Origin of the sequence: Cohnella thailandensis, from assembly GCF_014212135.1 — a bacterium.
GTDB lineage: Bacteria > Bacillota > Bacilli > Paenibacillales > Paenibacillaceae > Cohnella > Cohnella thailandensis.
This window is the reverse complement of sequence record NZ_JACJVQ010000019.1, coordinates 353,543-375,657: the sequence shown is the minus strand read 5'-3', so window position 1 is coordinate 375,657 and position 22,115 is coordinate 353,543. Positions and strand designations below refer to the sequence as shown.

The 22,115-nt window shown below is 58.4% G+C and carries 22 protein-coding genes; 4 read left to right on the top strand and 18 right to left on the bottom strand.

Going from position 1 to position 22,115, the window contains the following annotated elements; all coding sequences use genetic code 11:
* Positions 1-75: 75 nt before the first annotated feature.
* Both H7B67_RS22455 and H7B67_RS22450 read left to right on the top strand, forming a co-directional pair.
* The gene (locus H7B67_RS22455; RefSeq protein ID WP_185122099.1) at positions 76-852 is read left to right on the top strand and encodes an ABC transporter ATP-binding protein; all 777 of its coding nucleotides are present in this window, start codon (positions 76-78) and stop codon (positions 850-852) included.
* On the top strand, positions 849-1,892 hold the full coding sequence (locus H7B67_RS22450; RefSeq protein ID WP_185122098.1) for an ABC transporter permease: 1,044 nt from the start codon (positions 849-851) through the stop codon (positions 1,890-1,892). The genes H7B67_RS22455 and H7B67_RS22450 overlap by 4 nt, the downstream gene beginning before the upstream one ends.
* Before the next feature lie 50 nt (positions 1,893-1,942).
* Here the strand turns inward: H7B67_RS22450 and H7B67_RS22445 are convergent, their stop codons facing one another.
* The 9 genes from H7B67_RS22445 to H7B67_RS22405 form a co-directional block, all read right to left on the bottom strand.
* A complete protein-coding gene (locus tag H7B67_RS22445) occupies positions 1,943-2,296 on the bottom strand; it encodes a hypothetical protein (RefSeq protein ID WP_185122097.1) in 354 nt (117 codons plus the stop codon).
* A 116-nt stretch (positions 2,297-2,412) separates the two neighbouring features.
* Positions 2,413-3,783, bottom strand: coding sequence for an aldehyde dehydrogenase (locus H7B67_RS22440; protein WP_185122096.1), 1,371 nt, complete (start codon positions 3,781-3,783; stop codon positions 2,413-2,415).
* 23 nt (positions 3,784-3,806) lie between these two features.
* The gene (locus H7B67_RS22435; protein ID WP_185122095.1) at positions 3,807-5,231 is read right to left on the bottom strand and encodes an aldehyde dehydrogenase family protein; all 1,425 of its coding nucleotides are present in this window, start codon (positions 5,229-5,231) and stop codon (positions 3,807-3,809) included.
* Positions 5,232-5,435: 204 nt separating this feature from the next.
* Entirely contained in the window at positions 5,436-5,633 is a 198-nt protein-coding gene (locus H7B67_RS22430) for a cold-inducible protein YdjO-related protein (RefSeq protein ID WP_185122094.1), read from the bottom strand.
* Positions 5,634-6,154: 521 nt separating this feature from the next.
* Positions 6,155-7,099: a thioredoxin-disulfide reductase gene (gene trxB / locus H7B67_RS22425; RefSeq protein ID WP_185122093.1), complete on the bottom strand. Its 945-nt coding sequence runs from the start codon at positions 7,097-7,099 to the stop codon at positions 6,155-6,157.
* Between the two features lie 168 nt (positions 7,100-7,267).
* Complete coding sequence (locus tag H7B67_RS22420; RefSeq protein ID WP_245363379.1) at positions 7,268-8,014, bottom strand: winged helix-turn-helix domain-containing protein; 747 nt, start codon at positions 8,012-8,014, stop codon at positions 7,268-7,270.
* Positions 7,987-8,385, bottom strand: a complete 399-nt coding sequence (locus H7B67_RS22415) for a Fur family transcriptional regulator (RefSeq protein ID WP_185122092.1) — start codon at positions 8,383-8,385, stop codon at positions 7,987-7,989. The genes H7B67_RS22420 and H7B67_RS22415 overlap by 28 nt, the downstream gene beginning before the upstream one ends.
* Before the next feature lie 83 nt (positions 8,386-8,468).
* A complete protein-coding gene (locus tag H7B67_RS22410) occupies positions 8,469-9,746 on the bottom strand; it encodes an ArsB/NhaD family transporter (RefSeq protein ID WP_185122091.1) in 1,278 nt (425 codons plus the stop codon).
* Positions 9,747-9,900: 154 nt separating this feature from the next.
* Entirely contained in the window at positions 9,901-10,782 is an 882-nt protein-coding gene (locus tag H7B67_RS22405) for a radical SAM/SPASM domain-containing protein (RefSeq protein WP_185122090.1), read from the bottom strand.
* A 188-nt stretch (positions 10,783-10,970) separates the two neighbouring features.
* Between H7B67_RS22405 and H7B67_RS22400 the strand changes: the two genes are divergently transcribed.
* On the top strand, positions 10,971-11,441 hold the full coding sequence (locus H7B67_RS22400) for a Dps family protein (RefSeq protein ID WP_185122089.1): 471 nt from the start codon (positions 10,971-10,973) through the stop codon (positions 11,439-11,441).
* Positions 11,442-11,939: 498 nt separating this feature from the next.
* On the opposite strand, the gene H7B67_RS22395 is transcribed toward H7B67_RS22400, so the two are convergent.
* From H7B67_RS22395 to H7B67_RS22380, 4 genes are all read right to left on the bottom strand, one after another.
* On the bottom strand, positions 11,940-12,881 hold the full coding sequence (locus tag H7B67_RS22395) for a histidine kinase dimerization/phospho-acceptor domain-containing protein (protein WP_185122088.1): 942 nt from the start codon (positions 12,879-12,881) through the stop codon (positions 11,940-11,942).
* 26 nt (positions 12,882-12,907) lie between these two features.
* A complete protein-coding gene (locus H7B67_RS22390; protein WP_185122087.1) occupies positions 12,908-13,675 on the bottom strand; it encodes an ABC transporter permease in 768 nt (255 codons plus the stop codon).
* A complete protein-coding gene (locus tag H7B67_RS22385; RefSeq protein WP_185122086.1) occupies positions 13,676-14,593 on the bottom strand; it encodes an ATP-binding cassette domain-containing protein in 918 nt (305 codons plus the stop codon).
* A 90-nt stretch (positions 14,594-14,683) separates the two neighbouring features.
* Positions 14,684-15,379 (bottom strand): response regulator transcription factor, encoded by a 696-nt coding sequence (locus H7B67_RS22380; protein WP_185122085.1) that lies wholly within the window; start codon positions 15,377-15,379, stop codon positions 14,684-14,686.
* Between the two features lie 160 nt (positions 15,380-15,539).
* On the opposite strand from H7B67_RS22380, the gene H7B67_RS22375 reads away from it, so the two are divergent.
* Positions 15,540-16,391: a nucleotidyltransferase domain-containing protein gene (locus H7B67_RS22375; protein WP_185122084.1), complete on the top strand. Its 852-nt coding sequence runs from the start codon at positions 15,540-15,542 to the stop codon at positions 16,389-16,391.
* 72 nt (positions 16,392-16,463) lie between these two features.
* Here H7B67_RS22375 and H7B67_RS22370 read toward each other — a convergent pair whose 3' ends face one another.
* From H7B67_RS22370 to H7B67_RS22350, 5 genes are all read right to left on the bottom strand, one after another.
* A complete protein-coding gene (locus H7B67_RS22370; protein WP_185122083.1) occupies positions 16,464-16,808 on the bottom strand; it encodes an antibiotic biosynthesis monooxygenase in 345 nt (114 codons plus the stop codon).
* 21 nt (positions 16,809-16,829) lie between these two features.
* Positions 16,830-18,386 carry a gluconokinase gene (gene gntK / locus H7B67_RS22365; protein WP_185122082.1) on the bottom strand — a complete coding sequence of 519 codons (1,557 nt, stop codon included), beginning with the start codon at positions 18,384-18,386 and terminating at the stop codon, positions 16,830-16,832.
* 50 nt (positions 18,387-18,436) lie between these two features.
* Positions 18,437-19,798, bottom strand: coding sequence for a GntP family permease (locus H7B67_RS22360; protein WP_185122081.1), 1,362 nt, complete (start codon positions 19,796-19,798; stop codon positions 18,437-18,439).
* A 358-nt stretch (positions 19,799-20,156) separates the two neighbouring features.
* On the bottom strand, positions 20,157-20,834 hold the full coding sequence (locus tag H7B67_RS22355) for a GntR family transcriptional regulator (protein WP_185122080.1): 678 nt from the start codon (positions 20,832-20,834) through the stop codon (positions 20,157-20,159).
* An 87-nt stretch (positions 20,835-20,921) separates the two neighbouring features.
* Complete coding sequence (locus H7B67_RS22350; RefSeq protein ID WP_185122079.1) at positions 20,922-22,028, bottom strand: nucleoside hydrolase; 1,107 nt, start codon at positions 22,026-22,028, stop codon at positions 20,922-20,924.
* Positions 22,029-22,115 lie beyond the last annotated feature (87 nt).

Sequence of the window (22,115 nt, the reverse complement as noted above, 5' to 3'; positions counted from 1 at the left end):
GCCCTGCCTCCCGAACTATAATTAGGTTGCACGACGAGACCCATACGCTCGTTCCAACCAAAAGGAGGAAATTAGATGGCGGAGAGGGCTGGAGAAAAGACGGTCCGATCGAACCGGACGGACGACCCTGTTGCGGCAATCGAGCTGCTAAAGGTTACCCGTTCCTTCGGAAGCCGAAAGGTCCTGCACGAGATCGACCTAGCCATCCTGAGAGGCGAACTGTTCGGCCTCCTCGGCCCGTCCGGCTCGGGCAAGACGACGCTGGTCAAGCTGATCGCGGGTCTGGATGCCCCGAGCGGCGGTTCCGTGCTCCTTCTCGGAGAGCGCATGCCCAACCGCCGAGTGCTCGGGCGCGTCGGCTACATGGCTCAATCGGATGCGCTTTATAGCGAGCTTACGGGCAAGCAGAATCTGGAATTCTTTGCTTCTCTCTACGGCTTATCCGGAGCGAGAAGAACGGAACGCATCGCGAGCGTCATGAAGCTCGTCGATCTGACCGAGCATCTGAACAAGCCAGTCTCCGCCTATTCGGGCGGCATGAAGAGACGCCTCTCCCTTGCGGTCTCCCTGCTTCATGAGCCGGAGCTGCTCCTCCTCGACGAACCGACGGTCGGCATCGATCCGGTGCTTCGCCAATCCATCTGGACGGAGCTGCTCTCCCTTCGCGACAAGGGAATCACGATCGTCCTGACGACTCACGTCATGGACGAAGCCGACAGATGCGATCGGATCGGCCTCATCCGGGAAGGCCGGCTAACCGCCGTAGATAGCCCGGAAGGCTTGAAGCGGGCAAGCGGCGCCTCCACGATCGAGGAGGCTTTCATCGTGCTTGGAGGAGGGACAAGAGCATGAGAATTCGTGCGCTGGCGCTGCGAATCGTTCGTCAATTCATCCGGGACCGCAGGACGATCGCCCTTCTTTTCCTCGCGCCGCTTCTTGTCCTGACCTTGATGTATTTCGTCTTTAACGGCCAGAGCGTAAAGCCGGACTTGGCGACGATAGGCATCCCAGCCGAATGGCATAGCAAGCTGGAGCAGGCCGGAGCGAAGATCGAGCCGTATTCCTCTCTGCCGGAAGCGGAGGCGGATTTGCGGAAAGGCAAGCTGTCGGCCATCTTATCGACCGAGGGCAACCGGTTCTCCGTCCGCCTGGAAGGCAGCGATCCTTCCGAGTCCAAATCGGCCCTTCTTCTGATTCAACAAACGCTGCAATCCGATATCGAACGCGACTTGACGTCCAGCGCCTGGTCCGCGAAGCTTGATATTTCTTACGAGCACGGCGAAGGACGTTTGACCTCCTTCGATTCGTTCGGGCCCGTTTTGGTCGGCTTCTTCTCCTTCTTCTTTGTCTTTCTTCTCGCCGGAGTCGCTTTCCTGAGGGAGAAAACGACGGGTACGCTGGAGAGGCTGATGGCCTCCCCCATCCGCAGGTTCGAGGTCGTCTTCGGCTACTTGGCCGGGTTCGGCGTTTTTACGATCCTTCAGGCCACGCTGATCGCCTGGTTCTCGATCCAGGCGCTGGGGCTTTATATGGACGGCTCCTTCTGGCTCGTGCTGCTCACGAACCTTCTGCTGAGCCTTGTCGCCCTTACGCTCGGCACCTTGCTGTCCACTTTCGCCGGGAGCGAGTTCCAAATCATTCAGTTCATTCCTCTCGTCATCGTTCCGCAGGTATTCTTCTCGGGCTTATTCAATCTTGACGCGATGAATCCTTGGCTCCAGAAGCTGAGCTACGCGATGCCGCTCTATTACGGGGCGGACGCCTTGCGGGGCATCATGCTGAGGGGGGAAGATCTGCCCGATATCCAGATCGACATCTATGCGCTTCTCGCCTTCTCCATCGCTTTCATCGTCCTGAACATGGCCGCTCTTAGGAAGCAGCGGGCTTTCTAAAAAACGAGCAGGAGCCGCTTACGGTCGTAAGCGGCTCCTGCTATCGCGAACTACGGAGTCAAAGGAATCCGATAATTCGAGCATTCCTCGACGATGTGCTCTCCTTGCTGATAAACCCACCGGAAGCGGAAATGTTCGCCTTGGTAGCCGGTGCGCTGGCGGATATCCGGAATGATGACGGCATCGAGATTGTCCATAATGCGGGACTCCAGCTCCCGAAGCCATTGCTCGTTCTCGATGCGCATACGCGTCGCTTCCTCATCGCCGGAAGCCGAGGCCAAGAAATAAGTCGTGCCGATCTCTTCCGCGGTCGCCTCCGGCGCAAACGGCTTTCCGGCTCCTCTATAGATCTCGCGAACCGTGTCCAGCCAATCCTTGTGCAGATCGATGGATACCTTTCTCATGACGTTATACCCCTTCCGTTCCTTCCGATATGTTCTCTGAGAAATTATCTTATTATAAAAACGATCCCCGTACAATGAACAAGCTCACTTCTAGTAACACTCGGCCAAAGCTGCCCTTATCGAAACAGCTTGCGCAGAATAGCCAATCCGTTCTTCGCCGACGGGTAGCGGAACGGGAAGTCGAACCGGACCGTCTGCTTCAGGACGCTTTTCTGGTGGGAGAAGGTTCGAAAGCTGTAGATGCCATGGTAGCTGCCGATGCCGCTCGAACCGACTCCCCCGAAGGGCAGATAAGGAGTCGCGATGTGCATGAGAGTGTCGTTCACGCAGCCGCCTCCGAACGGAATCGATTCGATGACGCGATTCTCCGCGGCCTTGTCTCGGGTGAACATATAGAGCGCCAGCGGCTTGGGACGGGCATTCACCTCGGCGATCACCTCGTCCAGCTCGGAGTATTCGAGCATCGGAAGCAGCGGGCCGAAGATCTCCTCTCCCATGACCGGCAGGCTCCAATCGGCATGATCGAGAACCGTCGGCGCGATCTTCAGCGACTCCCGGTCGTAATCGCCGCCGATGACCGCTTCCGCGCCGCCAAGCAGTCCGACGAGCCGGTCGAAGTGCCTCTCGTTCACGATTTTGCCCAGCTCCTCGCTCTCGATCGGCCGAGGCCCATAGAAAGCCGAGATCGCCGCGCGGAGCTCCTCCAGCAGCGCGGCCTTCCGATCCCGGTGAACGTAGACGTAATCGGGAGCGATGCAGGTCTGGCCGGCGTTCATGAACTTGCCGAAGACGATGCGTTTCGCCGCCAGCTTCACGTCCGCGTCCCGATGCACGATACAAGGACTCTTGCCGCCCAGCTCCAACGTGACCGGAACGAGACGCTTGGCGGCCGCTTCCATTACGACCTTGCCTACCGGAACGCTGCCCGTGAAGAAAATATAATCGAAGGGCTGTTCCAGCAGCTCCTTGCTCGCCTCGACTCCCCCCTCGACGGTCGCGACGTATTCGGGCGGAAAGACGGCTTCGACGATTTCGCGCAAAACCGCCGCCACCCGGGGAGTCAGCTCCGAAGGCTTTAAGACCGCGGTATTGCCCGCCGCGATCGCGCCGACCAGAGGCGACAAAGCCAGTTGAAAGGGATAGTTGAACGGAGCGACGATCAGGACGGTTCCATAGGGCTCGCTCACGATATAGCCGCCGGAGCCGATATGGGTCATCGCCGTCTTGACCTTTACGGGCTTCGCCCACTTGCGCAGGCGCTTGCGGATAAAACGGATCTCCTCGTAGACGATGCCGATCTCGGTCATGTAAGCTTCCCGTTCGGACTTGCCCAGATCGATTCGGAGCGCGTCCATGACTTGCCGTTCTCTGGCTTTAACGGCTTCCTTCAGAAGGTCCAATCGACGGATCCGATCCTCGACCCGGCGCGTATTCCCCGCGGCATGCCAATCCCGCTGCTTGCCTACGATCCCCGCTATCAAGCTCATCCTCGTCCTCTCCCCATCCCTGATTATAGACGAATCGATATCAGCTTAAGTTCCGTCAATTCTTCTATCGCGTACTTGATTCCTTCTCTTCCTACGCCGCTCTCCTTGACGCCGCCGTAAGGCATGTGATCCACCCGGAAGGTCGGGAAGTCGTTGATCATCACTCCGCCGACCTCAAGAAGATCCGCCGCTCTCATCGCCGTATGAATATCGCGGGTATAAAGTCCGGCCTGCAGCCCGTAACGCGACCGGTTCACCCGATCGATCGCCTCGTCTATCGAATCGATGGCTTCCACGCATACGATAGGCCCGAACGCTTCCTGGCAGGATAAAGGCTCGTCCTCGGGCACGCCGGTCAGAATCGTCGGCTCGTAGACGCTCTCCGCCCGGGCGCGTCCGCCCGCTACGATTCTGGCCCCCCGTTTAACCGCCGCTTGCACCCACCCGTCGATTCGTTTCGCTTCCTTCGGGTGGATGAGCGCGGAGACGTCCGTCTCCTCCAAGGACGGATCCCCTACCTTAAGCCTGCGCGCCGCCTCAGCGAACTTGTCCAGGAACTCTTCCAGCCGCGATCGATGAACGTAAATGCGCTGGATCGAGATGCACACCTGGCCGCTGAACGAGAACGCTCCGAGCGCGCATCGCTCGATGAGAGCTTCGTCCAGCTCGATATCGGAATCCAGGATCATTGCCGAGTTGGAGCCCAGCTCCAGCGTGACCCGTTTCAATCCCGCTTTGTTCCGAAGGGCGATGCCGACCTCCGGGCTTCCGGTGAACGTAATCGCCTTTACCCGGGGATCGGCAACCAGCGCTTCCCCGACCACCGAGCCTTTGCCCGGAATGATGTTGAGCGCCCCCGCCGGAAGGCCCGCTTCGGCGAACAGCTCGCCCAGGGCCAGCGCGGATAGCGGGGTCTGTCCGGCCGGCTTCAGCACGACCGTATTCCCGGCTGCCAAAGCCGGTCCGACCTTGTGCGCGACCAGATTAAACGGGAAGTTAAAGGGCGTGATCGCACCGACGACCCCGATCGGCTTGCGAACCGTATACGCCACCCTTCCTTCTCCTCCCGGAGCGGCGTCCATCGGAATCGTCTCGCCATGGATGCGCGTCGCCTCCATGGCAGCGAAACGGTAGGTCTGAATCGTCCTCGCGATCTCGCCGCGCGCCGTCTTCAGCGGCTTTGCCGCTTCTTGCGTCAGCAGCCTGGCCAGTTCCTCCCGGCGGCTCTCCATCGACCGTACGACCCTCTCCAGAATCGCGGACCGCTCGTGCGCGGGCATCCGGGCCATGGCCGAAGCCGCCCGCTCGGCCGCCTCGATCGCTTGCCGCGTCTCCGCTTCCCCCGCTTGCGCCACCTCGGCGAGAACCTCTCCGTCGAACGGGGATCTGAGCAGCGTATACCCTTCCGATTCCCGCCACTGTCCGTCGATCCATAGATTCTGTCTCATCTGCCAAACTCCTTCCTTCCGTTGCCAACCTATCCCTTTAAGAATACCACTTCTATCCGCAGCGACAAACCCAAAATAAAAGCTGTCCACCTTAAGGTCGCAACCTGGTGGACAGCCGTCCGCCTCCGCGAGGGAGGCTCTCGTTTATGAAGTAATGTTGGAGATGACGTTATGCCTCGGCAACGTCCCTCTCCCGGCTCCGTCTTAACGGGACGGCGATTTGTACTTCTTCTGAAGGGCGGGCAGATGCTTCATCGTTCTCAGCATGGGGCCTTGGCACATCGGGCACACTTGGCCGGGAACCGCGAATTCTTCCCTGACCCAAGCTTTGCAATCGTTGTTTTTGCATTTGAGGATTTTGACAATGGAGAGTTTCGGTTTCTGTTCTTCGCTTTCAGACAATTCGCAATCGCATTCCCTTCGTACAATCTTTAGAGACAACCGACTTAATATATGCTTTTTGGCCCATTCAAGTCAAGTCCGCCTCTAGAAAGAATGCACGAATCGAACGATAGCCAAGATCAGCAAACACCAGATTGGCAAGCTGAAGGCCAGTCCCCAAAACATGCCGCGACACAAAAGATTTTTCTCCACGAACGCTCACCTTCCTTGCAAAACGTCCAGGCTTCCGAAGAGGCCGCAGACGCTTTGCTCTTATCATCCATATGAGATGACTGCCGACAGGGTGACCGTTAGCCTTTGCCTAAGGCATCGCGATGATAGCGGTTACAATGTAATTTTATGCCGCATCCGGTTCCCGATAGTACGACCGTTTATTCTCATCCTTACCCAAAACAAGCGAAAATACACGATCTTCATATAAGAACATGCGGACAAAAAAGAACCGCCTATAAGCAAGCTTATAAGCAGCTCTATTCCCGGTTATCCCAGCGTCTTCCGTTGCTTCGAATAAGCGCGTGCTTTTAGACGGCGGCGCTGACCGTTTCTTCGGCGGTCTCCAGGAACCTCTCGCAATCCAGCGCGGCCATGCAGCCCGTTCCGGCGGCGCTGATCGCTTGGCGGTAGCGGTTGTCCTGAACGTCTCCGCAAGCGAAGATGCCCGGAACGTTCGTCTCGGTCGTGCCCGGCTTGACGGCCAGGTAGCCGTGCGAGTCCGTCGTCAGCTGCCCGTTAAGGAACTTCGTATTCGGGTTGTGCCCGATCGCCACGAAGATGCCGGCCGCCTCGATCAGCTCTTCCTCGCCCGTCTCGTTGTTTCTGACCTTCAGTCCCTTGACTCCCATTCCGTCCGCGACGACCTCCAGAGGAGTGCTGTTAAGGCTCCAGCTGATCTTGTCGTTGCTCCGGGCACGGTCTTGCATGATCTTCGACGCTCTCAGCTCGGATCTGCGGTTCACCAGAACGACTTCGGACGCGAAGCGGGTCAAGAAGCTCGCTTCCTCCATCGCGGAGTCTCCTCCGCCGACCACGATGATCTTCTTCCCGCGGAAGAAGAACCCGTCGCAGGTCGCGCAGGTGCTGACGCCCCGTCCGACATTGTCCTTCTCGCCCGGAATGCCGAGATACTTGGCGGACGCTCCCGTGGAGATAATCAGCGTCTCGGCTTGAAGCTCTCCCATCCCTTCCACTTGAAGCGTGAACGGACGCTTGGACGTATCGACGCCGTTCACCCAGCCCGTCATGAATTCGGCGCCGAACCGCTCCGCCTGCTTGCGCATGTTGGCCATCAGCTCGGGACCCATGATTCCGTCCGGGAATCCGGGAAAGTTCTCGACTTCCGTCGTTGTCGTCAATTGACCTCCCGGCTCCGGCCCTTCGATAACGAGAGGATTCAGGTTCGCTCGGGCCAGATAGATGGCGGCCGTCAGTCCGGCAGGCCCGGTGCCTATAATAATCGTTTTGCGCATAGGGGCTCCCACCCTTTATACTTAGTTTTAGTTTAACAATTGTCGATAAAAAAATCATACCACCGCGCAAGCCAAGCTGCATGAAGGTATGATGAAGGAAAAATGAAGGTATCATGAAGGTCGGATCAAGGGAACGATCGCTGCCGGAAACGGCCGTGCATTAGCGTTTCAATCCTTCGCGATCCGGTAGCCGAAGCCGCGGACGGTCGCGATGTACTGCGGCTGCTTAGGATTGTCGCCGAGCTTATGGCGAAGGCTCTTGATGTGGACGTCGATGGAGTTGCTTCCCCCGAAATAATCCGTTCCCCAGAGCGCTTCCATGATGTCTTGGCGAGACAGCACCCCGTCGGTCGAGATCAGGAGGCGGAGCAGATCGAACTCCGTCTTCGTCAGATCGATCTTCGATCCTCCCCGGACGGTTTGCATCCGCTTGAGGTCCATCTGGATATCCTTGAAGCGCAGCAGTTGCTCGGACAGCAACGCCGCCCCGATTGGCGAATCGCCTTCGCTAGCCGAGACAGCCGGACGAATGCTCGTCATTTCTTCGATCAGGCCGATCGCCTCCTGCACCGATCCCGGCCAGACGAGGCTTCTGCCTCCATCCGCTTCGGCCTCGGCCGAACGAACCAGATAAAGCACGTCCGTCTCTTCGTTGACGGATGCCGGAACGCTCTCGTCCGCGATATGGGTGCGGTCCACGATAAACAAATCGTTGTCGAGGAGCGGAAGGATCGGCTCCTTGGAATGATGGAAGACCAGCACGTCGTAACAGCGGGACATGAGCTCGGATAACAGATGCTTAAGCGTTCCGGGGAAAGCGCTGATGACGACGATCCGTCTCGTCGTGTCGCAGAAGGCGCCTTCCAGCCCCGCGATCGACGCGTCGCTTATCGTTTGGTTTTCGAGGCTTGGCAAGATGGGCACACCCCCTTGAACAGCAACTGCTCGTCGGTAATCTCATAGCCGGATTCCGCCGCGATCCGATCCAGCCAATCCTGCGGCGTCTTCGTCATCACTTCGTCGACCCGGCCGCACTCCGTGCAGACGATATGCTGGTGATCCTCGGTGCGCGAATCGTAGCGGCTTGCGTCCCCTTCCAGCTTCAGCTCGCGAATCATTCCTTGCTCCGTCAAATATCGCAGCGAATTGTACACCGTCGCGTAAGCGACGGAGTGGCCTCTGGCCTTGAGCCGATCGATCACGTCCGCGGCCGTCGGGTGATCGTGCGCTTCCGACACGATCTCGAGTACGATCTTGCGCGGCGTCGTTAATCCATAGCGTGACATCGGAAGCCACCTCCTCGTGTTCCGTATATTTAAATTAAGTTTAATTTTAAACTCAATTCAAGTTTATGTCAACCACGAAAGCTTCACAAGTAACGAAGGAGAACGTAAATGCTGGATATCGCGATGGAGACGAGCATGATCGGGAATCCGAACTTCAGGAATTTCATGAACGAGATCGGATGGCCTTCCTTCGCCGCCATGCTGGCCACGACGAGGTTCGCGCTGGCCCCGATCAACGTTCCGTTGCCTCCAAGGCAAGCCCCGAGAGCAAGACTCCACCAGAGCGGCTCCAGGTTGCCGTAACCCATGTCCCCGATCTCCTGGATAAGCGGGATCATCGTCGCCACGAACGGAATGTTGTCCAGAACGGAGGAAGCCAACGCGCTCAGCCATAGAATCAGCATGGGGGTCGCGACCGGATCGCCGCCGGTCCATTCCATCGCTCCTTCGGCCAGCCTGGAGATGACTCCGGTATCCACAAGTCCACCGACCAGGACGAACAAGCCGATGAAGAAAAAGATCGAGATCCACTCCACCTTGTGAAGGGCATGCTCCAGCGCCTTTTCTCCCGTTAGGAGAAGCAGCAGAAACGCGGCTCCGAGCGCGACCGTCGCGGACTCCAGATGCAGCATCTGATGGGTGAAGAAGCCGATCAACGTCAGAGCGAGAACGCCGAGGCTCTTCCAGAGCAGCTTAGGATCCGTGATGAGCGATTCCGCGTCCATCTCCATAATTCCCCGAATGTCCTCCTCGGAAGCGCGAAGCCGTTTGCGGAACAGCAGCCAGAAGATGACGGCGTACACGATCATGATAAGGACGACGATCGGAGCCAAGTTATAGAGGAACGCGTTAAAGGTCAGCTCCTTCACCGCGCTGCCGATCATGATATTCGGCGGATCGCCGATGAGCGTCGCCGTTCCGCCAACGTTCGAAGCGATAACCTGAGTAAGCAGGAAGGGAATCGGGCTTACCTTCAGCCGGCGGGTAATGCTGAACGTGACGGGAACCATGAGCAGCACGGTCGTCACGTTGTCCAGGAACGCCGAGCCGACGGCCGTAATGATCGCCAGCGCGATCAGAATGCGGACGGGAATCCCCTTCGCCCTCTTCGCTGCGGCGATTGCCAAGTAATTAAACAAGCCGGTGTCGGCCATGACCCCTACGATAATCATCATCCCGACGAGGAGCCCCAATGTGTTGAAGTCGATATGGTGAACGGCCGTCTCTTGATCGAGAATCCCTACTCCGACCATTGCCGCCGCTCCCAGCATCGCGACGATCGTCCGGTGGATTTTCTCCGAGATGATAAGCCCGTACGTCAATAAGAAGATAATAATGGCCCAGATCGCTTGCGATTCCATGCTCCGCCTCCGTAGTCCGTTCTATAGTCATTACCCAAAAAAGACAAAAGAAGCCCGCGTTTGACAGGCTCCTCCCAAATAAATCCATTATTGAATTCGTCGCTCCATCATCTTATCAGAGGAAGCTGAATTCGACAACACCATCCGCCAATCGCTACGCCAAATTGAACCTCTGCCGATATCCGCATTTGCGGCATAGCTCCTCGACGACCTCGCGGCGCGAGAAGCCGTCGTACATTCGGTTCGCCCGCTCCCCCTCGATTATCTCCGAGAACGGCTTCTCATGTATGTTGCCGAGATTGATGACGCCCTCCCCGTCCAGGCAGCAAGGCACGACCGTGCCGTCCACGAGCACGCCCGCCTGGTTGCGAAGCGCATGGCAGAAGCCTCGTCCCGAATCCTCTTCCTCCGTCAGCTTCGGCCACTTGAACTCATGGTCCTGGTTCAGGTAGATCCGCTCCGCGAGCTTGATTCCCTTCCCTCTCCGGAACTCCTCTTCGATCCGATAGTCCAGCTCGAACTCGCGCTCGATCATCTCCAGGATGTCGCGATTCCGGCGCCTGGCCAAGTTCGCGGCATTATCCTCGGTCAAGTTCCATAGTCTAAAAGAGATCAGGACACCATGATCCCGTGCCGCTTCCTTCGCGAAGGAGATGACCTTGCGCACGTATCCTTCCTTGTCCGTCGAGCCTTCGTGTCCGTCGAAGCTGTGAAGCGAGAAGTTCATCTGCCGAAGCGCCGGCTTGTTCAGGAGCTTCTCTCTATTCTTATGAAGAAGAGTGCCGTTCGAGGTGATGTTCACCTTGAACCCTTTCTCCGCGCTGATGTCGAGCAGCTCGTCGATCCTCGGGTGCAGGAGCGGCTCTCCTTTGACATGCAGATAGATCGAGTCCGTATGCGGCTTGATCTCGTCCAGGATGTGCCGGAACCGTTCCGGCTTCAGGAACTGCGCTTGGCGCTTCGTCTCCGGACAGAAGCTGCACGCCAGGTTGCACACGCTCGTAATCTCGATATAAAACTTCTTGAATGTCTTCATCGTCGTTTCAATCCTCCACGCCAACTAGCCTTCCCTATTGTAGCAGACTACGCACTCTTCCGTCATTTTTTGCGCTCCGCATCTTCCTTCCGATCTTCATCCAATCTTCATGATTATCCCTAAAGCTCATGCTATATTAGATACATATTTAGACTTAGTTTAAATTTAATAAATGGGAGGAACTACAAATGAGCGCTATGAAAAACGTACTGAGGAAGCAGCTGGCCAACTGGATCGTAACCGAGATGAAGCTGAGAAACTACCACTGGCACGTAAGGGGGTCGCAGTTCTTTACCCTCCATGCCAAATTCGAAGAGCTGTACGGCGAAGCCGCCGAACGCATCGACGAGCTGGCCGAACGCCTTCTCGCCCTCGGGGATAACGCCGTCCTGTCGCTTGCCGAAGTATTGAAGACCGCGTCCGTTCAAGAAAGCGGCGGCCAAGAGTCCGCCGACAAGATGGTCGCGGCGATCGCGAACGACTTCAGCCTGATGGCGGAAGAACTAAGACTAGGACATTCGTACGCCGAATCCCTAGGGGACGTCACCAGCGCCGACCTTCTGCAAGACATCGTCGCCAGCCTAGAGAAGCACGTGTGGATGCTGAAAGCTTATCTCGGCACCTCGAACGAGCCGGTCGTTCGATTGGCGAGCAATTGATCAAGACGAAAGCCGAACGGGCGACCGTTCGGCTTTTTTTATGGGATAGCTGATAATGAAGGCCGATCCGTAGAATTGTTAAAGCAACTGCAACCCGATGATGTCGGGTTGCAGTTGCTTCATGGCTTGGGTTTTGCTCTGTAACCCGATGATGTCGGGTTACAGCTGCTTCATGGCTTGGGTTTTGCTCTGTAACCCGATGATGTCGGGTTACAGCTGCTTCATGGCTTGGGTTTTGCTCTGTAACCCGATGATGTCGGGTTACAGCTGCTTCATGGCTTTGGTTTTGCTCTGTAACCCGATGATGTCGGGTTGCAGTTGCTTCATGACTTGGGTTTTGCTCTGTAACCCGATGATGTCGGGTTACAGGGAGCGCACGAGGTTAGTTTGGAGCTGTAACCCGACGATGTCGGGTTACAGGGAGCGTACGAGGTTGGATTGGAGCTGCAACCCGATGACATCGGGTTCAGTCAGGCAACGCGGTCGGGGGAACGCCGGCTATTTCTCCAACCGCCATGTGCAGGTCATGACCAGATCGTCCCCGTCCATCTCAGCGCGAAGAGAACCATCCATCTTCTCCATCAACCCGCGGGCGATCGACAAGCCGAGCCCGGAGCCGCCGCTTCCGGTGCCGGCGTTGCCTCCTCCCGAGCTGCCGGAACGCGACTGATCGGCCATATAGAAGCGGTTGAATAGCAGCTCAAGATCGAAGCCGCGAAGATGCGGGGCCGCGTTGCGAATGGTCAGCACGGCCTCCTCCCCCTGTCTCTGGAGAGCCACGTCGATCGCCCCCTCGGCATGCCGAAGGGTGTTGAGCATGAGATTCTCGATCACCCGGCGAACCGCGGATTCGTCAGCCGTCGCGGGGAGCGGTTCTTCCGCGAGACGGAACTGCGGCCGCAGCTTCTTCTCGTTCATTCGTTCGTAGAAGCCGAGCAGAATGTCCGGGAGAATACGGCCTAGCTGAACTCGCTCCAGCTTCAGCCGATAATCGGGCGAATCGAGCACCGACAGCTCGAAGAAGTCGTTCAGAAGCGACTTGAGCCGGATCGTCCGGTTCTTGACGACGGCGATAGCTTCCCGTCCTTCCTCTTCCGTCATCTGCCCGGACTCCAGCAGTTGAATGTATCCTGTTATCGAAGTGAGCGGCGTTCTTAGATCGTGCGAGATATTGGCGACGGCACGCCGGAGTTCCGTCTCCGAACGTCTCTTCTCCGCGTTTGCCTGCTCGATAAGCTCCGTATGCCGATTGATTTCGGCGGCCAGCTCTTCCAGCGCCGGGTCGTGCCAGTCCAGAACGAGCTTCTGACCGCTCTCTCCCCGGTGATATCGCCGGAGCTGCCGGACAAGGTCCTTGAGCTGTTTTTTGAACGCGTATAGCCGATAAAGGGCGTAGGCCGCCGCAAGGCCGAAGGCGACTCCCGCCAATCCTATCCACACGGCTGCCTAGCCTCCCCTCTATCCCGTTACTTTATCTCCTTGCGCCGGAACGCCGCGATGCCCAGCAGCAGGAAGACCGCCCATGTCGCCGCCGAGACGATGATCCCCGTCCAAAGCTTGGAGGAGCTGAGCGTCTCGTTGGCGTAATCGAGAACGACTTGAAGAACGCTGTATTCGTAAACCGTCTTAAGCGCAGGGATATATTTACTGGCCATTATGATAATGCCGTCAATGAAGAAGTAGAACACGATCGAGAAGCCGACCGTCTTGCCGCTGTCGTTCAACAGGATCGCAAAAAAGCCCGTAATCGAGGCATAAGCCGCCGCGACCAGCAGCGTCATTCCGAACGTGCGGACGACGTATTCGGCATTGGACGCGTCCGGGAGCGACCCGAAGCCGAGCAGAGCCGAACCGAGGACGACGTTCACTGCCGGGAAGATAAGCGCGACGATCATCGCTCCCAGCATATACGCCGTCAGCTTCGCGACAATGACCTTGCTTCGGGAGAACCCCGACGTTACGGCCCTCTTGATCGTTCCGTTCGCGTATTCGCTCGAGATAAAGAAACCGGCAAGGATGCTGAGTCCGATCTTGATGATGTACTGGTTGGCCGAGAGAGACGACATCCATAATTCGATGCCGGAGCTTGCCGACATGGCGCCTCCGTCGTTCGAATTGTCATAATAGACGAACAGCGCGTTGACGACGGCCGCGGCGAACAGGACGATGCAGAGCAGCCAGAGAGAACGGTTGCGCGTCAGCTTGTACCATTCGGAACGGAATAGATTGCTCACTTAAGCCTCGCCTCCGATCCGCTTCGTGAAGTAGCTTTCGAGAGCTTCCCCCATCGGCATGAATTGCTCGATCGCAAGGCCCGCCTCCGCCAGCGCTCCCGAAACCCGGGAAGGATGCTCCAGGTGTTCGAACAATTGGATCGTCCCGTCCGGAAGCACTTCGAATTCCGTCGTCGCCAGCTCTCTCTCCAGCACGGCCGCCGCCCGCTGCGGAGAGTCGACCTTGATGCGGATATACTGCCTGCACTTGCGCTGAAGCTCGTCCAGCGTCAGCTCTTCCAGAAGACGCCCCTTATGAATGATGCCATAGTGCGTCGCGAGAAGGTGAAGCTCGCTTAGGATGTGGCTCGAGATCAGAATCGTAATGCCGATCTCCCGGTTCAGCCGCCGCAGCAGATCGCGCATCTCGACGACTCCGACCGGATCGAGGCCGTTCGTCGGCTCATCCAGCACGAGGAATTCCGGATCTCCCAAGAGGGCGACCGCCAAAGCCAGCCGCTGCTTCATCCCGAGCGAGAAGTTTCTTGCCTTCTTCATCCCCGTGCCTTCCAGCCCGACAAGCTCCAGCGTCTTCTTGATGCCTTCCATGCCCGGAATTCCCCTCTGCAGCCGATGAATCTCCAGGTTCTCCTTGGCCGTCAGCTGCGGGAACAGCGCCGGCTGCTCGATGGCGATGCCCATTCTGCGCCTGGCCCGAACCAGCTCCTTCTCCCCGCTCTCGCCGAACAGCTCGATCGTTCCCGACGTCGGGAACGCCATGCCCGTCGCCAGCTTCATGAGCGTCGACTTGCCCGCGCCGTTCTGGCCGATGAATCCGTAGATGGATCCTCGCCGGATATTCAAGCTGACATCGTCCAGCGCAAGCTGGTTTTTGTACTTCTTCGTCAACCGCCGCGTTCGCAGCACGTACTCGTTCATGCTCTGCCTCATCCTTCCTTTTTCGGTTCGATAAAGTTAATTGTAAAGACCGAAACATAAGAGAAGGTAAAGGCATTTCATAAGAAAAGCTTAAGTTTTGAGCCGGTAGCCCATTCCCCAGATCGTTTCGATGTAATCTTCATCCGGGTTCGCTTTGGCCAGCTTGTTCCTCAGATTGCTCATATGGACGTTGATCGCGTTCTCTTCCCCGCCGAGAAAAGCCTCTCCCCATACGCTCTCGAACACGTTCGCCTTGGAGAACAGCTTCTTGGGCGAAGACAGAAACAGCTCCAGGATGTCGTATTCCCGGGCGGTCAGGGACAGCTCCCGGCCTCCGACCGTCGCAGACTTCGCTTCCGGATCGACGACGAGGTCTTTATGCCTTAGCAGCTTCGGAGGGACGGCCGCCGGCAGCCGGCGGAATCGCCGGAGCAAGGAGTCGACGCGGGCCGACACCTCCTCGAGATCGAACGGCTTCGTGACGTAATCGTCCGCGCCGGTCTTCAGCGCCGCGATCTTGGTCTCGCGCTCGTTCTCCGCCGTGATGACGATGACGGGAGTGTCGCCCTTCGCTCCGATGGCGGCCAGAAGCTCTTCGCCCCGCAGCCCCGGAAGCATTAGGTCGAGCAGGACGAGACTCCAAACCTGCCGATCCAGATAGAGCAACGCTTCGGTACCGGAATACGCGGGCTGCGGGATGTACCCGCTTCGGGTCAGCACGCCGCACAGCAGCCGGTTGATGTCGTCGTCGTCCTCGACCACGAGAACGTGAACGGGCTTTTCCATGGCGATGCCCTCCTGTTTGGCGCAATTCTTCTAGTCGACATTATAGCACGAGACGCTTAAACGGGAAGACCGCCTTGCTCCGGGGAACGGCTGTCTTTACTCTTGGACGATTACTCCATATGATTGAACATAGCGATGACAGGTTCGGGGGGCGAAAAGAATGAACATACAGGCTACTATAGCGAATATAGTAGACGCTTTAAAGGGAGTCGACGGGGTAAACGCCGTGGTGCTCGGGGGCTCGAGAGCTAGAGGAACGGAGAGTCCAAGCTCCGATATCGATATCGGGGTCTACTACGATTCCGGGAAAGGGCTGGACATAGCCCGGCTGCGTCAAGTCGCCTCTTCTCTTGACGATGACCGCAGGGACGGTTTAATAACGGAAATAGGCGGCTGGGGACCCTGGATTAACGGCGGCGGCTGGCTGAAAGTCAACGGCACCCCGGTCGATTTCTTGTTGCGCGATCAAAATAAAGCGTCGCAAGTCATCGAGCGATGCGTTGCGGGAGACATTACCGTCGACTACCAACCGGGACACCCCCACGGATTCGTCAACTCGATTTATATGGCCGAGATCGCTTTGTGCAAAGCGTTATGGGACCCTTCGGGAGTCATAGGCAATCTGAAGAGCAGAACAACCCCTTACCCGCCCGTTTATCAGAAAGCAGTCATCGGCAAATTCTTATGGGAAGCAGCCTTTTCTCTCGAGAACGGATATAAAGGGATCTACAAGAACGATTTATCCTACATCGCCGGATGCTGTTTCCGGTCCTCCTCTTGCTTGAATCAGGTATTGTTTGCGGCTAACGAAAGCTATCTGATGAACGAAAAAGGAGCGGCCGCCATTGTCGATACCTTTCGCTTAGCGCCGATCGGCTATGCCGATCGAGTAAACGATCTATTCAGCTTAATCTCGGAAGATCCAGACAGTCTAAAGAAGGCTTTCGACATGATGCGCGATCTTATTCGGGAAACGGAAACCATTCTGGTCTCCATAGGGTTATCGAATTAGCAAACCTATTCTGAAACTTCCGCTAAAGCAAACGGCAGCCTTGGATATTTGCTATCCAAAGCTGCCGTATCGTTAAATCGAGAATACAACCTCGTGAATGCTAAGCTTGGAACCCAGCATGACGCTCGGTGGCCGCTGCCCCGGCGCTCCTTGGCCCGCTTCTACGCTTGGCGCCGCCGGACGGGAGTGCGAGTGAGCTTGCTTGAACGCGTCGCTGTTCACCCAGCCGTCGAAGGCTTCCTTGTTCTCCCAAGCGGTGCAAACCCTCAGCTCGTCGTGGTCCTCCTCCGAGGAAAGCAGCAGCTCCATCTTGACGAAGCCCGGCGCGTGCTGGACTCCCTTCGGATTTTTGAACCTTTCCGCCACTTCCGAACCATGGCCCGGCTTGATTCGAATCGTGTTGATCGCTACGATCATGCCCCATCCCTCCTTGTCTTCTCACTCCTGATTAAACAACTTCTGCTGGAACTTCGCAATATCGGCGTATTCTTCGTCCAGCTTGCGCGAGAGACGCACGAAGAGAGGCAGCAGCTCCCGGTAGACCGAGGACGCCGCCGGCTGCGGAATGTGCTCGTGGGTCGTGCCGACCATCGCCGCTACCCTAGAGAAAGCGTCGGCGTCGCCGAAAGCCTGCATGCCCAGCACGACCGCGCCGAGGCAGGAGCTCTCGAAGCTCTCCGGCACGACGACGTTCTGGCCGAAAATATCGGCCATCATCTGGCGCCAGAGCGGAGACCGCGCGAAGCCTCCCGTCGCCAGGATCTTCTTCGGCACGCCGGTCGTCTCCTGCATCGCCAGCATGACCGTGTACAGGTTGTAAACGACGCCTTCCAGGACGGCGCGAATCATGTGCTCCTTCTGATGATGCAGCGTCAAGCCGAAGAAGGAGCCTCTGGCATCCGGGTTCCACAATGGCGCTCGCTCGCCCGTCAAGTACGGGAGGAACAGCAAGCCGTCCGATCCGGGACGCACCCGCTCGGCGATTCGGGTCAGAACGTCGTACGGGCTGATGCCCAGACGCTTGGCGGTCTCCGTCTCGGAAGCCGCGAACTCGTCGCGCACCCAGCGGAAAATAACGCCGCCATTATTGACCGGGCCGCCGATTACCCACTTCTTGTCCGTCAGGGCATAGCAGAAATAGCGTCCCTTGGGATCGGTCGCCGGCTCGTCGATGACCGTGCGGATCGCTCCGCTCGTGCCGATCGTGACGGCGACGACGCCAGGGTCTATCGCGTTCAAGCCAAGGTTGGACAGAACGCCGTCGCTCGCGCCGACGACGAACGGCGTGGATGCGGATAGGCCCATTTGAGCCGCCGCCTCCGGGTTCGTCATGCCTTCAAGCACGTAAGTCGTCGGCACGAGCTCAGACAACCGGTCCTGCGTTAGGCCTGCGAGGCCGAGCGCCTCCTCGTCCCATTCCAGCCGGGACAGATTCATCATCCCCGTGGCCGAAGCGATGGAGTAATCGACGACATAGCGGCCGAAAAGCCGGAACAGCGCATACTCCTTGATCGAGACGAACTTGGCGGCCTTGGCGAAAAGCTCGGGATGATCGTGCCGGAGCCACATCAGCTTCGTTATCGGAGACATCGGGTGGATAGGGGTTCCCGTGCGGCGATAGACGGCGAGCCCGTTCAGCTCGTCCTTCAGCTTTCTCGCCCATTCCGCGCTGCGGTTGTCCGCCCAGGTCATGCCCCGCATCAAAGGCTTGCCTTCGCCGTCGACCGGGATGACGCTGTGCATGGCGGAGCTGCAGGAGACGAATTCGACGTCCCCCGCTTGCAATCCCGCTTGCGTCACCGCCAGCCCTACCGCGCGAACAAGCGCCGCGAAAATCTCTTCCGGATCCTGCTCGGCGATGGAAGGAGTCGGCGTATAAAGCGGATAGCCTTCGTTCGCCGTCGCGACGACCCGTCCTTCCCGGTCGAACACGACCGCCTTCGTGCTTGTCGTCCCCATATCGATACCGATCCGATAACCTGCTTTGCTTTTCATTCCGTTTTCCCCGCTCTCTCCTGCAGCATACAGTTATTTAATGGCTAACGTTAGACAAATGCGCTTACGATAAGAATAAGGATCAAACCCGCGACCGACAAGATCGTCTCCATGACGGTCCAGGATTTGAGCGTCTGAGGAACGCTCATGTTGAAGAATTCCTTAACCATCCAGAAGCCGGCGTCGTTGACGTGCGACAGAACGAGCGAGCCCGCTCCGGTCGCCAGCACGACCAGCTCCAGGTTGGCGCCCGGCGACATGGCGAGCACCGGGGCGACGATGCCGGCCGAGGTGGTCATCGCCACCGTCGCCGAACCGGTCGCGACGCGAATGAGCGCGGCGACGAGCCACGCGAACAGGATGACGTTGATGTTCGCGTTGGTGGCGAGCTCCGCGATCGCCTGGCCGACGCCGCTGTCGATCAGCACCTGCTTAAACGCGCCTCCGCCCCCGATGATAAGGACGATGCCGGCGATCGGCGGCAAGCTTTCCGAAGCGAACTTCGACACTTCCTCCTTCGTGAACCCGCGGGCGAAGCCTAGCGAGAAGAAGGAGAAAACGACCGCGATGAGCAGGGCGACGACTTCATGGCCGATGAATTCGCAGAACACGGTGATGCCGTACTTCGCTTCGGGATCGAAGATGCTGGCGACCGAGCCGATCAGCATGAGGATAACCGGAAGCAGAATCGTGAACAGCGTAATGCCGAAGCCCGGCAGCTTGCGCTGCTCCTTCATGGCGAACTGGTCGACCAGCTTCGGATCGGGCTCGACTCGAATTCTTTTGCCGATAAACTTGCCGAACACCGGACCCGCGAGAATGGCGACCGGCAGGCCGATGATAATGGAATACAAAATGGTCTTGCCAAGGTTGGCGCCGTAAGCGTCGATGGCGATCATCGGAGCCGGATGCGGCGGAACGAGACCGTGCACGACGGACAGGCCGGCCAGCATCGGGATCCCGATCTGCAGCAGCGGCATCTTGATTTTGCGCGCCACGATAAAGACGATCGGAATGAGCAGAATGACGCCGACCTCGAAGAACACCGGAATGCCGACCAGGAAGCCGACGATCAGCATCGCCCAATGGACTTTCCGGTCCCCGAACAGGTCGATCAGCGTCGTCGCGATTCTCTCGGCTCCTCCGGACTCGGCCATCATCTTGCCGAGCATCGTGCCCAGGCCGATGACGATCGCGATCGTGCCGAGCGTGCCTCCGAGCCCCTTCGTGATCGAAGAGACCGCGTCGGCCGGCTTCATGCCCGCGAGCAGCCCGAGCCCGATGGCCGAGATCAGCAGCGTGACGAACGGATTCCATTTGTACTTGGAGATCATGACGATAAGGAAAGCGATTGCAATCAATGTCCAAATCAACAAAGTAGCGGTATGGCTCATTCCGAACAAAGTATTCATGGCGTCCTCCTGATGGGTAAGATTCTTATTTGGTGCTGGACGGGAAGCGGTGATGCTCATGCATTGGACTTGCGGATAAAAAACGTGTTGAATTGCCCTGCGCGAAGCCTTGGTCGGCGGGCCGTGAGCCGAATTTTCGGGTTAGAGCAGTCGGGTCTCCGTGCGTAATAGCGGCAGGCCCTCCATTCCATCCCTTTCGTTGCTAGTGTTGCCTTATTGGGCATGGAAAATCGCTATTCCCGCGGATTTTACGACGACAAGTATACTTGTCGACAACTTGAGGCGAAAGAAGCCGCAGACCGGGTAATCCTTGCGCTTCTTCGAGCCTTGGCAGACGAAGGCACCTGCATCGAAGCTCTTACGATTTGCCAAGGCTGTGATGCAAGGTCTCGTAAGAGTCCGCGAAATAGTTCCGAACCTGCTTCTGAATCTCCTCTTCGCTTCCCGATCGCAAGCTGCGCAGGATGATTCGATGCTTCTCGATAACCGCTTCGATCCGAGCCGCGCTTGCTCCGAACACTTCCTGCGTCGTCACGAGCATCACCGACAGCACGAGCTGGCGAATGCTGCGCCAAAGCTGCCAGATTCGCGAGTGCTTCGCTTCGGCGACGATGGTCTCGTGGAAGGAGAAGTCCTGCAAGGCGAATTCCTCGATGTCCCGGTGCTTGGCGGCGAGCTCCATCTTGTCGATAATGCGCTCGAGCTGCCCGATGATCGGCTCCCGATCCATTCGAGACAGCCGCTCCTGCACGAAGCTCTCGATCAAGTAGCGAACGTCGAACAACTCCTTGACCTCCGCCTCGCTTAAACCGAGAACGACGGCGCCCATCCGTTCGAGACGGATCAGGCCTTCGTCGGACAGGACCCGAAGCGCTTCCCGGACCGGAGACCGGCTTGTACCGAAGTCCGCGGCGATCCGGTTCTCCGACAGCTTCTCTCCGGGTTTCAGCTTGCCGGTTACGATGCTGAGTCTAAGCTCGCAGGTGATCGCCTCGCCGAGCGACGCCCCGCGAAGCCATGCTGCGGGATAAGCCAAACCGGTCACTTCCTATCGTTGTGTACTTGTATACAACATTCGAAAAGACTTTTTTATCTTACCTCCGGAATTAGGTTTTGTAAACGGTTAATTTCTTGGATCCGCGAGCGCGGATAGGAAACGTTTGACCGCCGCGGGCCCGTTTACGTCCATGGCGAATCGGACCAAGCGCCCCGAGGAATCGGACGGCGGGTATCTCCGATCCGCGACGATCATCCCCGAGGCGAGCCCGGGGCCGCTCTCCACCCGCGCGCGCCAGTTTCGGAAGGCGAACAGCCACGGCGCTTCGGCCGCGAGCACGCCGAGAACGGCGTGGAGCGGCACGCTGCCGAGCGGGAAGCCTGTCTTCAGCAGGCTGCGCGCTCGGTACGCATGCAGCCGCCGGAGCAGCTCGGCGGCCCGGCGCCCGCGCGGCTCGCGGCACAGCTCCGCCGCGAGCGCAAGGTCCCCGGCGGCGAGCAGCGCGCGCCGGGAAGCGTCCAGGCCGACCGCCGTGAGCCGGTCGGCCGTCTCGAACAGCGCGGCGGCGGCCTGCGGGTCGCCGCGGAAGCGCCGCTCCGCCGCGGGCGTGGTGTCGCCCGGGGCCAGCACGGTTCCGCCCGCCGCGATCACCTCGCGGAACCGGGCGGGCGTGGCCGGCTCCAGCGCGAGCGCGGCCGGCCAGTTGCTTGCTCGTCCCGCGAGCACGAGCGTGAGCTCGCCGGGACGAGCCTTGGCCGCCTGCGCGAGGAACCGCGCGGCGGAGACGGACTCGGGCGCTTGCTCGGAAGGAGCGAGCAGCGCGTCCCCTAGGCCATGCCGCCCGTCGTCGTCCGCCCAACCCTCGTCGCTTCCCTCAACCGGATTCGCCTCTCGATTCAATCCGTTCTCCCAGCCAAAGGACGCTCCCGGCTTCCTTCCTTGCTCCCTCTCGACCTCCTGCTGCCTTAAGTTTTCTTCCCATGCCCCCTCTTCCCCGACCGCGACGGGAATCTCGTACCCGGGAGAGCAAAAGCGAATTAGGCGCAGCGCGTTGTCCGCCGCTTGCCTCGCGGACAATGCCCCGGCCGAGGTCGTAATGCCTTCGAGTCGAATGCCGGGCGACAGCAGCGCGTATAGCAGCGCGAAAGCGCCGTCGATGTCCGCGCCGATATCCATAACAAGCCGAAGCGGCTCCCCAACCCGAGGCTCGTCCCCACCCATAAGCTCGCCCATTGTCTGCCTTCCCCCCTCGAACGCCGCGCAACCGCGAATCGCGAATATTATTAACATATATGACAAAGAAGCCTGCTCATGACAGGC

What these genes read in the sequence shown, in the direction of transcription:
- H7B67_RS22350 (WP_185122079.1), bottom strand. Translation starts at nt 22,028, where the DNA reads ATGGGCGAGCTTATGGGTGGGGACGAGCCTCGGGTTGGGGAGCCGCTT.
- H7B67_RS22385 (WP_185122086.1), bottom strand. Translation starts at nt 14,593, where the DNA reads ATGAACGAGTACGTGCTGCGAACGCGGCGGTTGACGAAGAAGTACAAA.
- H7B67_RS22410 (WP_185122091.1), bottom strand. Translation starts at nt 9,746, where the DNA reads ATGGAATCGCAAGCGATCTGGGCCATTATTATCTTCTTATTGACGTAC.
- trxB (WP_185122093.1), bottom strand. Translation starts at nt 7,099, where the DNA reads ATGCGCAAAACGATTATTATAGGCACCGGGCCTGCCGGACTGACGGCC.
- H7B67_RS22370 (WP_185122083.1), bottom strand. Translation starts at nt 16,808, where the DNA reads ATGATCGTAGCGATCAACACGATTCGAATCAAGCCGGGCCATGGTTCG.
- H7B67_RS22455 (WP_185122099.1), top strand. Translation starts at nt 76, where the DNA reads ATGGCGGAGAGGGCTGGAGAAAAGACGGTCCGATCGAACCGGACGGAC.
- H7B67_RS22450 (WP_185122098.1), top strand. Translation starts at nt 849, where the DNA reads ATGAGAATTCGTGCGCTGGCGCTGCGAATCGTTCGTCAATTCATCCGG.
- H7B67_RS22435 (WP_185122095.1), bottom strand. Translation starts at nt 5,231, where the DNA reads ATGAGACAGAATCTATGGATCGACGGACAGTGGCGGGAATCGGAAGGG.
- H7B67_RS22440 (WP_185122096.1), bottom strand. Translation starts at nt 3,783, where the DNA reads ATGAGCTTGATAGCGGGGATCGTAGGCAAGCAGCGGGATTGGCATGCC.
- H7B67_RS22375 (WP_185122084.1), top strand. Translation starts at nt 15,540, where the DNA reads ATGAACATACAGGCTACTATAGCGAATATAGTAGACGCTTTAAAGGGA.
- gntK (WP_185122082.1), bottom strand. Translation starts at nt 18,386, where the DNA reads ATGAAAAGCAAAGCAGGTTATCGGATCGGTATCGATATGGGGACGACA.
- H7B67_RS22400 (WP_185122089.1), top strand. Translation starts at nt 10,971, where the DNA reads ATGAGCGCTATGAAAAACGTACTGAGGAAGCAGCTGGCCAACTGGATC.
- H7B67_RS22415 (WP_185122092.1), bottom strand. Translation starts at nt 8,385, where the DNA reads ATGTCACGCTATGGATTAACGACGCCGCGCAAGATCGTACTCGAGATC.
- H7B67_RS22445 (WP_185122097.1), bottom strand. Translation starts at nt 2,296, where the DNA reads ATGAGAAAGGTATCCATCGATCTGCACAAGGATTGGCTGGACACGGTT.
- H7B67_RS22380 (WP_185122085.1), bottom strand. Translation starts at nt 15,379, where the DNA reads ATGGAAAAGCCCGTTCACGTTCTCGTGGTCGAGGACGACGACGACATC.
- H7B67_RS22360 (WP_185122081.1), bottom strand. Translation starts at nt 19,798, where the DNA reads ATGAATACTTTGTTCGGAATGAGCCATACCGCTACTTTGTTGATTTGG.
- H7B67_RS22405 (WP_185122090.1), bottom strand. Translation starts at nt 10,782, where the DNA reads ATGAAGACATTCAAGAAGTTTTATATCGAGATTACGAGCGTGTGCAAC.